At 42.2% G+C, this 11413-nt stretch carries 11 protein-coding genes; 9 read left to right on the top strand and 2 right to left on the bottom strand.

Annotation, left to right across the window (positions count from 1 at the left end; translation table 11 throughout):
- Positions 1 to 1595, bottom strand: a 1595-nt coding sequence (locus WC615_RS20090; RefSeq protein WP_372979848.1) for a hypothetical protein, incomplete at its 3' end; no start/stop codon positions are given.
- A 152-nt stretch (positions 1596 to 1747) separates the two neighbouring features.
- Here WC615_RS20090 and miaB point away from each other — a divergent pair.
- From miaB to WC615_RS20045, 9 genes are all read left to right on the top strand, one after another.
- Positions 1748 to 3193 (top strand): tRNA (N6-isopentenyl adenosine(37)-C2)-methylthiotransferase MiaB, encoded by a 1446-nt coding sequence (miaB, locus tag WC615_RS20085; protein ID WP_372979847.1) that lies wholly within the window; start codon positions 1748 to 1750, stop codon positions 3191 to 3193.
- A gap of 47 nt (positions 3194 to 3240) precedes the next feature.
- Entirely contained in the window at positions 3241 to 3606 is a 366-nt protein-coding gene (locus WC615_RS20080; protein ID WP_372979846.1) for a four helix bundle protein, read from the top strand.
- A gap of 66 nt (positions 3607 to 3672) precedes the next feature.
- Positions 3673 to 4923: a sigma-54 interaction domain-containing protein gene (locus tag WC615_RS20075; protein ID WP_372979845.1), complete on the top strand. Its 1251-nt coding sequence runs from the start codon at positions 3673 to 3675 to the stop codon at positions 4921 to 4923.
- Positions 4924 to 4930: 7 nt separating this feature from the next.
- Positions 4931 to 5458, top strand: a complete 528-nt coding sequence (lptE, locus tag WC615_RS20070; protein ID WP_372979844.1) for an LPS assembly lipoprotein LptE — start codon at positions 4931 to 4933, stop codon at positions 5456 to 5458.
- A gap of 21 nt (positions 5459 to 5479) precedes the next feature.
- Positions 5480 to 7105: a hypothetical protein gene (locus WC615_RS20065; RefSeq protein ID WP_372979843.1), complete on the top strand. Its 1626-nt coding sequence runs from the start codon at positions 5480 to 5482 to the stop codon at positions 7103 to 7105.
- A gap of 12 nt (positions 7106 to 7117) precedes the next feature.
- On the top strand, positions 7118 to 7477 hold the full coding sequence (gene secG, locus WC615_RS20060; RefSeq protein WP_372979842.1) for a preprotein translocase subunit SecG: 360 nt from the start codon (positions 7118 to 7120) through the stop codon (positions 7475 to 7477).
- Between the two features lie 244 nt (positions 7478 to 7721).
- Positions 7722 to 8015, top strand: a complete 294-nt coding sequence (gene groES, locus WC615_RS20055; protein WP_067053087.1) for a co-chaperone GroES — start codon at positions 7722 to 7724, stop codon at positions 8013 to 8015.
- A gap of 37 nt (positions 8016 to 8052) precedes the next feature.
- Positions 8053 to 9690, top strand: coding sequence for a chaperonin GroEL (gene groL / locus WC615_RS20050; RefSeq protein ID WP_197486542.1), 1638 nt, complete (start codon positions 8053 to 8055; stop codon positions 9688 to 9690).
- A gap of 387 nt (positions 9691 to 10077) precedes the next feature.
- Positions 10078 to 10866, top strand: coding sequence for a mechanosensitive ion channel family protein (locus WC615_RS20045; protein ID WP_372979841.1), 789 nt, complete (start codon positions 10078 to 10080; stop codon positions 10864 to 10866).
- A gap of 159 nt (positions 10867 to 11025) precedes the next feature.
- On the opposite strand, the gene WC615_RS20040 is transcribed toward WC615_RS20045, so the two are convergent.
- Entirely contained in the window at positions 11026 to 11241 is a 216-nt protein-coding gene (locus WC615_RS20040; protein WP_372979840.1) for a GIY-YIG nuclease family protein, read from the bottom strand.
- Positions 11242 to 11413: the final 172 nt, after the last annotated feature.

Genomic DNA, 11413 nt, shown 5'->3' with positions numbered 1-11413 from the left:
GGAAAATTAGCCGGGCGGATGTAAACCACATTAGCCAGGCGGGGTTTATTATTGCCATCATCAGGGTTGTCGTGTTTTATAATTACGGCGTTAGCAAGGGTGCTGATTAGGGCTTTCCTGGTGTAATCAGGGCGTAGTACATCAACCTTCAGGTCTTTATATAAAAAAGATACCGTTCCTTTTGATAGCTTTTGCGTGCTATGTATATCAAAATCAAAGCTGGCTAACCTGCCCTCGGTTATTTTAACCATTGAGAGGGGCATCAGCACCGGGTTAACATCGCTCATGTTCATGGGCGCAAGGTGCCCCTTGTAAGCGTAGTTATAAGTAGCATCGTTAAGGTTAAACACAAAGTGCAGATCGAGTTTGGCCTTTCCCATAAAATAGCTGGTAAGGTTGGCTGTAGCGATATTATTCTTTTTTAGCTTATCCGCACGGTTGGTAAGGTTGAGGAACCGGCCGGAAATGTTGTTAAACTTTAAGTGCCCAAACTTTTTTGAGGTTTTATTAAGCTGCGAATACACCACATTCATATGCTTCATATCCAGCGTATCAATGTTAAGCGTTGCTTTAATAGCATGGCGAATGGCCCAATGGGGGAACGTTACCAGCCTGTCGGTAGTTTGCAAGGACCCATTATAGTTACTGAAGACTTCAAAATATCCTTTATCAATTACAAGTTTTTTAATATCAATACTTTGCGATTTTTGATAAGTGATGTAGTCAAAATTTTTCAATTGTACCGAATCAATGTGCAGGGTAAAGCGGTCCTTTTTACTTTTTTCAAAAAACGCGGCACGGTCTATTGGTTTAAGATCAATCCCGGTAATGGCAAGGTTTTTTGTTTGGGTAGATAGCTTTACCGATTTAACTTTAAAGGTATATAAGCCACTGGCAGCTTTACTGCTGTAGTTTTTTAATTCGGTAGTAACATCTTTACAATATAAAAAGCGCGTGGTATCTGTTTGCGTTGCCGAATCTATTAGCAGGTCGGTAGCCTTAACGTCCATTTCTTTTAATTCAGATACCGCCAGTTTTGGCCCCGTATAGTTTTTTTGTTTGTAATTTATATTGGTAAAAAGGATCTCGCCTATGTGTACCAGTTTAAAGCTTTTGGCAATTTTTTGGTACAGCGTGCGCTTGTCCTTTTTGGCGGTATCGCCGTCCTTATCAGCATATTTGCTTATTTGTATCCCGGGCTCGTTTAAGGTAATGCGGCCAACATTCAGTTTCTTTTTAAAGTAGAATTCAAAAGGGTGGGCGTTTGAGATCACCAGCCGTTTTACATGCAGTTCGTACAAGCTACCGGGTGCTGCGCCTTGCTTTTTCATTTGGTGATAAACTGCAGTATCTGGTTTAAAGGTGATATCGTAAAGTACGGCTTTGCCTTGCAGTACGTTCAGGTCAAGGTCGCTGTAGTTTATGGTGTATAGGCTGTCGGTACCTTTTAAAACGGCTTCTTTTAGTTTGGCCGAAAGTTTTGGGGCTAAAAAACTATTGATAAATAATACCGCCATTATAGTAAGCAGTACTAAAGCGCCGATTACTATCAGCAGTATTTTTTGCCAGCGGTGTTTAAAAAAGGTAGTTGCCATATTTTGTTCGCTTTACTTATGTTCCCAGCGACCTTAATGGCGGCTTGTTGCAGATATATAACAACAGAAACCGAAAATTGTTAAACGCTGACAAACTGTCACATCATTATATAAAAATTGTGTATTTTTGCGGTTCAATTTTTTACATAACAATGGATTTGCTTATACCGGATAAAGTGCACGATGAGACAAGGCAGGGCGAGGCTTTAATTTTAGAGCCTGTTGGTAAAACAAATGGCCGCAAGCTTTATATAGAAAGCTATGGCTGCGCCATGAACTTCTCTGATAGTGAGATAGTAGCTTCGATATTGGCCGAAAAGGGCTTTGAGACCACCTCGGATTTTAATAATGCTGATGTTATTTTCATCAACACCTGCTCCATACGTGAGAATGCCGAAGTACGTGTGCGTAACCGCCTGAAAGAATTTGCAGGCGCTAAATTCAGGAACCCCGGTATGGTGGTTGGTGTGCTGGGTTGCATGGCCGAACGTTTAAAGGCTAAATTTTTAGAAGAAGAAAAACTGGTTGATGTTGTTGTAGGCCCCGATGCTTACCGCGACCTGCCAAACTTAATAGAACAGGTTGATGGTGGCCAGCGTGCGGTTAACGTATTGCTTAGCCGCGAGGAAACCTATGCGGATATTAGCCCGGTGCGTTTAAACAGCAATGGTATTAACGCCTTTGTATCTATTATGCGTGGCTGCGATAACATGTGTAGCTTTTGTGTAGTGCCGTTTACCCGTGGCCGCGAACGCAGCCGCGATGCACACTCTGTTGTAGCTGAGTGCAAGGACTTGTTTGATAAAGGCTACCGCGAGGTTACTTTGTTAGGCCAGAACGTAGATTCATACAAATGGAGCGGACAGTTAGCCGAAGGCGCCGGGCCTTTAGCCGTTGGCGATGAAATTACTGTTGTAAATTTTGCCAACCTGTTAGAGATGGTTGCACTGGTTAGTCCGGAGCTGCGCGTGCGCTTTTCAACATCGCACCCCAAAGATATTACCGACGAGGTTTTACACACCATTGCCAAATACGAGAATATTTGCAATTATATACACCTGCCGGTACAAAGCGGTAACAGCCGTATACTGGATATTATGAACCGTACTTACGATCGTGAGTGGTACATGAACCGTATCGATGCCATCCGCAGGATAATACCTGATTGTGCGGTATCAACAGATGTGATCACCGGTTTCTGTACCGAAACGGATGAGGAGCATAACGATACCGTAACCATGATGGATTACGTAAAATACGATTTTGCCTACATGTTTAAATATAGCGAAAGGCCGGGCACTTTAGCCGCTAAACGCTACGCGGATGATATCCCGGAGGAAATAAAGCAAAAACGCCTGGCGCAAATAGTAGCCAAGCAGCAGGAGTATTCATTTTACCGCATGCAGGCGCGGATCGGTAAAGTTGAGAAAGTGCTGATAGAAGGCTTCTCCAAAAAATCTGACAAGGACTATTGCGGCCGCAGCGATCAAAACGCGATGGTGATATTCCCGGTAAGTGAAAATTATAAACCAGGCCAGTATGTAAACGTATTGGTAGAGAGAACGACGTCGGCGACGCTGATAGGAACTATTGTTTAACTTTTGGAAGCAAGAGGTCAGGAATCAGGAGACAAGAAGAAGATAAGATGAAGCACAATTTTAAAAGTTTGAAAATCTGGCAAAGGTCAATGGACTTAACCGATTTAACTTTTGAATATTGTAAAGAATTACCAATTCAGGAACGCTTTAATCTGATTGATCAACTTAACCGAAGCTCCTGCTCTATACCGTCAAATATTGCGGAAGGATCAGGGAAAAGAACGAAAATTCACTTTGCGGAATTTTTAACAACATCGTTGACATCTTCGTTCGAAGTGGAAACACAGTTGTTAATATGTGAAAGGAGAGCATACGGCTCTCCTGATAAGTTAAAGGAGTGCTTAGAATTAGTTGCTGAAATTCAGAAGATGATATTCAATTTCAGAGAGTATATAATGAAAAGTGACGATTAAATTTGAATTGGGGGTCAATGCCGAAGCTCGTCTTAGGTCTTGATATCCTGATTCTTGAATCTCTTTATGGAAGTACAAGAAATTAAACAACGCTTTGGTATCATCGGCAACTCGCCGTTACTAAACAGGGCTATAAATATTGCGAACCAGGTTGCACCTACTGATATCTCGGTATTAATTACCGGTGAGAGCGGGAGTGGTAAAGAGGTTTTTTCGCACATCATCCATCAGATGAGTCCGCGTAAGCATGGGCCGTTCATAGCGGTTAACTGCGGGGCTATCCCCGAGGGGACGATCGATTCAGAACTATTCGGACACGAAAAAGGCGCCTATACCGGTGCCGTTGGCGAACGTAAAGGTTATTTTGAAACCGTTAACGGCGGGACTATCTTTCTGGATGAAATTGCCGAAATGCCTTTGGGCACACAGGCGCGTTTACTTAGGGTATTAGAGTCGGGCCAGTACATCAGGGTGGGTTCATCAAAGGTTGAGAAAACTAATGTGCGTGTTATAGCGGCAACCAATGTGGATGTGTACGATGCGGTAAAAGCCGGTAAATTTCGGGAGGATCTTTACTACAGGTTAAACACGGTGCCATTGAAGATCCCGCCATTGCGCGAAAGAAAGGAAGATGTGTTCCTGCTGTTCCGCAAATTCACATCAGACTTTACCGATAAATACCGGACCCCGCCCATCCAGTTAGATGAAGAGGCGCAGCAGGTACTTATTAATTACTCGTGGCCGGGTAACGTAAGGCAATTAAAGAATATGGCCGAGCAACTGGCCGTTTTAGAGCGCGACAGGGTAATAACCGCGGCTACGCTGCTCACCTACATCCCGCATGAAGCCGGTAGAAGCAATCTGCCAATGCGGTTAGACAATCAGCCAAAAGAAGATTTCTCTGAAAGGGATATCCTGTATAAGGTGCTGTTTGATATGAAAAGGGATATGGTTGAGCTGAAAAAATTGGTGGCCGAAATTATTGAGCATGGCGGGGTAAGCACAAATTTCCAGAACAATTCTACAGCTTTAACACAATTGTACCGCGATATTGAATTGCCACCGGTTAATAACCACGAAACACAATTTACACTGCAGCAACCCGTTAACAATAGCGTTAGCAGCAGTAATAGTGCAGATTACAACATCACACACGATGCTGAAGAGGTGGAGGAATCGTTATCGCTGATAGAGAAAGAGTCTGACCTGATCCGTAAAGCGTTAAAAAAGCATAAAGGTAAGCGCAAACTGGCGGCTAATGAGCTGGGGATATCAGAAAGAACTTTATATCGTAAAATAAAAGAATTAGATTTATAGGGAACAAATGAGGAAGAGGCTATTTTTAAGTTTATTGGTGTTGGGTACCGTAGTTATGTTGTTTAACTCGTGTGCCTATAAGTTATCGCTTAACGGCGCTTCTATCCCGCCAGATCTGAAGACCATCGATATCCAGTTTTTTGAGAATAACTCACAATTGGTAGTGCCTACACTGAGCCAAACTTTTACCGAAGCATTAAAAAACCGTATCCGTACACAAACAAATATTAGTATTATAAGGGGCGAAGCCAATGCTACCATGAGCGGGGCTATTACGGGTTACAGCATTGCACCGGTTTCTATACAGGCAACAAACAGCAACACCGCGCCAATTGCCGGTGCAAGCCGTTTAACTATAACAGTTCAGGTAAAATATGTTTACGATGCCGATAAAAAGCTTAGTTTTGAAGAATCGTTCACAAAATCTAAAGATTTTACCGGCGATAGTGCATCGCAGGAACAAACTTTGATACCGGAGATTGTTAAACAATTAACAGACGATATTTTTAACAGAGCCTTCGCCAATTGGAATTGATAGGATATTTTTTAAACCAGCGTGGATCAATACGTAGATAACAGGCAGAAAGAGATTTTATGGGACATATTAGCCAACCCGGCTAATAATGGCGCGGCATATACACAAAGCCTGGAGCGCCTGGTGCAGGAGCACCCCCAAAGCGGATTGCTACAGGTATTATTTGCACGCACCGGCGATAAACAACTGTTAAATAAAGCATCGGTTTATTATAATCCGCGTACCTTGTATAAGCTGGCTAACCACCCCGCAGACCTGCCGTTAGTTGATAAAAGAGATATTAACTACTCTTCAGAGAGTGTGATTGAACCTTTAGCCTATTCTAAAACATATACAGATACAGTTATTGTTGATGAGGAAATTGAAGAAGTGCAGGCAATTGATACGGCACAGGAAGCGGTTATTACCATAGATGGTGATAACATTGAAGAGGCAATTGCCGAGCCGATAGCAGAAATTACAGATGAGCCGGCAACAGAAAATGAAATTGATAATAGCTATGCTCCGTTCGTTATAGAACAGGAAGAAGTTAAAACGGAAGCAGTAGATGATGGGCCTGTAGCACAACAGGATATACAGATCGGGCAAGAACCGGTTTCAATGCCGGAACCGCAAGCAACAGAAGAGCCCGTTGAAAATATAACGGGCGAAACCTATACCCGCGGTTCAAGGTTCCCGAAGAGGGAGGTTCCCAACAGCATTACAATACCAGAGCCTGAATACCCGCAACAGCAGCAGGATATTGACGATGATGTGTATGATGAAATTGTAAGTATTGAGGATATTGGTTTTGAGGCTATAGCAAGTGAACAGACCGCCGAGCCTTTAACTGAAGCCCGGTTTAGCGACCCTACGGTAGAGAGCGGCCCCGAGGAAGAGGAAGCATCTGCTGTGCTTTTCCATCAGCCGGACGGGATTGCAGAACCTGTTACAGATCATAAAAAAACAATAGAGCAGGAAGATCGCCTGATATTGGGTGGTATTGTAAATACCGACTACCTGAGGTTTGATAAAAAGCTCGATGAACTGCGTAGTAACACAGCTGCAGAACCTGTAAAGGTAACAGAGCCGCAACAACAGTCGCAACAAACAGAGCCTGCGGCAGAAACGCAGGGGGTATCGCGCTACGATGATGATAAAATGCCATATACTTTTCTGTGGTGGCTTAACAAAACCCGCAAAGAACACGCCGAAAACCTACAACCGTATGCAACTGGCAACACGGCTGTAAAACAAGGCACACAAACCGGGAAACGCCAAAAAGCAGGTAGCGCCGATGAATTGCAACAGCAGTATTACGAGAATATATTCAGCCTTACATCAGTAAGCGGGGTAGACCGGGAAACCGACCCGGCAGCGGTAGCTTTTGATCATAACAAAAAAGAGGATGTGATCATCGAGCGCTTTATTCATACCGAGCCACAAATAAAACCACTTTCGGCAGATAAACTGGATAATGAGAACAAGGCCAAAAAAAGTTCGGAAGACCTGAACGATTTTGTTACTGAAACACTTGCTCGCATTTATACCGACCAGATGCTATATCATAAGGCGATAGCCACTTATAAAAAATTGATATTGAAATATCCGGAAAAAAAGCTTTACTTTGCAGCCCAGATTGAACAGTTAGAAAAGAAAACCAATTGATATAATAAAGAAATGTATTTAGTATTGATCGTCATCACGATAATTTTATGTGTCCTTTTAGGGCTTATCGTATTAATCCAAAACCCTAAAGGTGGCGGTTTAGCTTCAAATTTTTCAGGTTCGTCACAATTAATGGGCGTACAAAAAACCGGCGACTTTTTAGAAAAAGGTACCTGGGTGCTGGCTATCAGCATTATGGTATTATCGCTTATCATCAATGTATCTGTTAAAGGCGGTGCGCAAAAAAGCGACGACCCAGCGCAGATGGAGTTAATCAAAAAAGCATCTAAACCATCTGCAGCACCTGCAGCAGCACCATTAAACGTGCCTGCTACAACACCTGCACCGGCGCAGAACACGCCTAAAAAGTAATAAGTATTTTAAGCATACACGAAAGGCTTTGGACTATCCTCCAAAGCCTTTTTTGCTGAAATTGGGTTAACTGCCATGATGGCACTTGCCCCGATAAAATAAAAACCAATAGGTTGTAACCTTGCCCTAAAAGGTGACAATTGAACAGTAATTATGCCAATACAGAAAATTTGCTGTGCTTGGCATAATTGATGTGAAAACCATAAACGAAAACTTAAAATTTTAAAATTCAAATAGTATTACTATGTCATTAAACATTAAACCCCTTGCGGATAGAGTGGTTGTTGAAGCCGCTGCTGCAGAAACCAAAACCGCTTCTGGTATTTACATTCCTGAAACTGCACAGGAAAAACCACAAAAAGGAACTATAGTGGCTGTTGGCCCGGGCAAGTATGCTGATGTATCCGGCACCCTTATTCCAATGACCACCAAAATTGGTGATGCTATATTGTACGGAAAATATGCAGGTACCGAGATCAATATCGATGGTAAAGAATACCTGATCATGCGCGAATCTGACATTTACGCAGTATTATAATTCAAGAAAATCATTAACTCAAAAATTCAAAGTATATATAATGGCAAAACAAGTTAAATATAATGTTGAAGCACGTGACGCTTTAAAGCGTGGTGTTGATATTTTAGCTAATGCGGTTAAAGTTACATTAGGTCCTAAAGGCCGTCACGTAATTATCGATAAAAAGTTTGGTTCACCGGCGGTTACTAAAGATGGTGTAACTGTAGCTAAAGAAATTGAACTGAAAGACCCTATTGAAAACATGGGTGCCCAAATGGTTAAAGAAGTTGCATCAAAAACTGCTGATATTGCAGGTGATGGTACTACTACTGCTACCGTTTTAGCGCAGGCTATTGTTACAGCAGGTATTAAAAACGTTGCTGCAGGTGCAAACCCAATGGATTTGAAACGCGGTATTGATAAAGCTGTTGCCGAAGTTGTTAAAAACTTAAAAGCACAGTCACAAACCGTTGGCGAAGACAACAACAAAATTAAACAGGTAGCTTCTATATCTGCTAATAACGATGAAGTTATTGGCTCATTAATAGCCGAAGCTATGGCTAAAGTTGGTACTTCAGGTGTTATCACTGTTGAAGAAGCAAAAGGTACCGAAACTGAAGTTAAAACTGTTGAAGGTATGCAGTTTGACCGTGGTTACCTTTCTCCGTACTTCGTAACCAATTCAGACAAAATGGAAGTGGAATTAGAAAACCCTTACATCTTGATCTACGATAAAAAGATCTCTTCAATGAAGGAATTACTTCCTATCCTGGAGAAACAAGTACAAACAGGCAAACCTTTATTGATCATTGCTGAAGACCTTGATGGCGAAGCTTTAGCTACTTTGGTAGTTAACAAGATCCGTGGTTCACTGAAAGTTGCTGCTGTTAAAGCACCAGGCTTTGGCGACCGTCGTAAAGCAATGTTAGAGGATATCGCTGTGTTAACTGGCGGTACTGTAATATCTGAAGAGCGTGGTTATAAATTAGAGAGCGCTGACCTTTCAATGTTAGGCCAGGCAGAAAAGATCACTATCGATAAAGACAACACTACACTGGTTAACGGTGCCGGTGATGCTGAATTGATCAAAGGCCGTGTTGGCGAGATCCGTGCGCAGATCGAAACTACTACTTCTGATTACGATAAAGAAAAATTACAGGAGCGTTTAGCCAAATTATCTGGCGGTGTTGCTGTACTTTACATAGGTGCTGCATCTGAAGTTGAGATGAAAGAGAAGAAAGACCGTGTTGACGATGCTTTACATGCAACCCGTGCGGCTGTTGAAGAAGGTATTGTTGCTGGTGGTGGCGTTGCCTTCATCCGTGCGGTAGCTGCTTTAGCTGACCTTAAAGGTGCTAACGAAGATGAGAACACCGGTATCCAGATCATCCGTCGTGCTATTGAGGAACCATTACGTCAGATCTGCGATAACGCAGGTATCGAAGGTTCTATCGTAGTACAAAAGGTAAAAGAAGGTACTGCTGATTTTGGTTACAACGCACGTACCGATAAATACGAAAACTTAATTGGCGCAGGTGTTATCGACCCTACTAAAGTAGGCCGTGTAGCATTAGAGAACGCAGCTTCTATCGCGGCTATGTTGTTAACCACCGAGTGTGTGTTGGCAGACGAGCCTGATGATGACAAAGGTGGCATGCCACCAATGGGTGGCGGCGGCATGGGCGGCATGATGTAATCGTGATAAGCCCTCAGGCTTGAGTTATAAGTCCGAAGTCCTTTGACTTAAGACTTATAACTCAAGACTATACACTTAACAAACCCCTTGTCTGTTTTTGCAGACAAGGGGTTTTGTTTTATACAGTCATTCTGTATGGTTTAGGCGTTTTTATACCCTTCGACTAAACGGTTTATCCCCCAAAATAACGCATTGTGTTATTTTTATGTAACATAATAGCTATTTGCCCGGTTAGGCATGGCATTTGAATAATAGCCGGTATGAAACAAATAGTAAATAAAAGGAAGCATATACATAGCCGCATTGTAGAATGGGTGCTGTTTAAAGGCCCCGAGCTGTTTGTAACCCTGTACAGTTAAAAAAAAATCTTAATTTTGGCCCCTATCTATGGAGCTAAAAGACGTCTATAATACCCTGCATATTTGGCTTGTAACTTATGGGCCCAAATTCTTATTCGGCATCATCTTATTTTTTGTAGGCCTTTGGGTTATTGCGTTCATTAAAGCGCGGTTAACACATAGGATGAGCAAACGCGAGATACACTCTTCGTTACAACCTTTTTTTCTTAGCCTTTCAATAACGGCGTTATACGCTATTCTCATTATTACTGTATTTAATGTTATAGGTTTCCAGCTTACATTTATTAGTACGGTTGTTGGTGCTTTGGGTGTGGCAGCCGGTTTAGCACTATCTGGTACGCTGCAAAACTTTGCAGGCGGAGTTTTGATATTGTTACTTAAACCTTTTGAGATTGAAGACCACATCATAGCGCAGGGCCAGGATGGCCGTGTGCAGTCTATCCAGCTTTTTTACACGGAGATCCTCACCGCCGATAATAAAACGGTTATCATCCCAAATGGTAAACTTTTTAATGAAGTGATAACAAATATTGGCCGCCAGGGCAAACGCCGTTTAGATATTGATTTTAAGCTTAATTATGGGGTGGATATTGATCAGGTAAAAGGCATTTTGGTTGACGCCATAAAAGGTGTACCTAATGTTTTGGGCGAACCTGCTACCAAAGTTGGAGTGCTTCTTTTAGAAGCAGACGGCATGCGTTTTACCGTGCGTGTATGGGTAGATCCCGCTCATTTTTTAGCTACCAAAATGGCACTGCAGGAAAAGATAATTAACGATATCAAAGCCGCCGGAATCAAATTCCCGGGGATGGCGTAATCTCCACGATGTCATTTCGAACGAGCTTGGGCCGGCAAGTGTGCCGGCGCGAGGAGAAATCTTATACGCCTTGCATTCAGCATACTTCATCATTTAGAAACCGCCATAAAGGGTTTGCCTATTCTATAAGAGCAATCTTTTTTTCAAGCCGCCACTTTTTTATTCTTTCTCCCGTGCTATTGCTTCATTAGTACTGATGAAATGCTCATAATAAATAAGATAATGGCAATAATATTTGCCGGTAAAAGATCTGTTACTCCCCTTGTTTTCTTTATGCTGATCGATGCGGATTCTTACATCATTTGTAACGCCAACATATAATACGGTTTTGCCCGCGTTGGTCGCTATATAAACGTAATAGTTATGGTTCCACATAATAATTGTTCTTGATGCATGGCGTATAAGATTTCTCCTCGCTCCAGTGCTTAAGCCCCCACTTGCTCGTTCGAAATGAACTGTGTTTAAAAGCAAATAATATTTGAATAATTTTCCTGATATTTTGTTTGTTGTTTAGCTATTGCAAAGGCTTGTTTTAATAGTTTGTTAG

The sequence above is a fragment of the Mucilaginibacter sp. genome (genome assembly GCF_041663085.1).
Taxonomy (GTDB): domain Bacteria; phylum Bacteroidota; class Bacteroidia; order Sphingobacteriales; family Sphingobacteriaceae; genus Mucilaginibacter.
This window is presented reverse-complemented; position numbering and strand designations above follow the sequence as displayed.

What these genes read in the sequence shown, in the direction of transcription:
- WC615_RS20075 (WP_372979845.1), top strand. Translation starts at nt 3,673, where the DNA reads ATGGAAGTACAAGAAATTAAACAACGCTTTGGTATCATCGGCAACTCG.
- lptE (WP_372979844.1), top strand. Translation starts at nt 4,931, where the DNA reads ATGAGGAAGAGGCTATTTTTAAGTTTATTGGTGTTGGGTACCGTAGTT.
- groES (WP_067053087.1), top strand. Translation starts at nt 7,722, where the DNA reads ATGTCATTAAACATTAAACCCCTTGCGGATAGAGTGGTTGTTGAAGCC.
- WC615_RS20040 (WP_372979840.1), bottom strand. Translation starts at nt 11,241, where the DNA reads ATGTGGAACCATAACTATTACGTTTATATAGCGACCAACGCGGGCAAA.
- miaB (WP_372979847.1), top strand. Translation starts at nt 1,748, where the DNA reads ATGGATTTGCTTATACCGGATAAAGTGCACGATGAGACAAGGCAGGGC.
- secG (WP_372979842.1), top strand. Translation starts at nt 7,118, where the DNA reads ATGTATTTAGTATTGATCGTCATCACGATAATTTTATGTGTCCTTTTA.
- WC615_RS20080 (WP_372979846.1), top strand. Translation starts at nt 3,241, where the DNA reads ATGAAGCACAATTTTAAAAGTTTGAAAATCTGGCAAAGGTCAATGGAC.
- WC615_RS20045 (WP_372979841.1), top strand. Translation starts at nt 10,078, where the DNA reads ATGGAGCTAAAAGACGTCTATAATACCCTGCATATTTGGCTTGTAACT.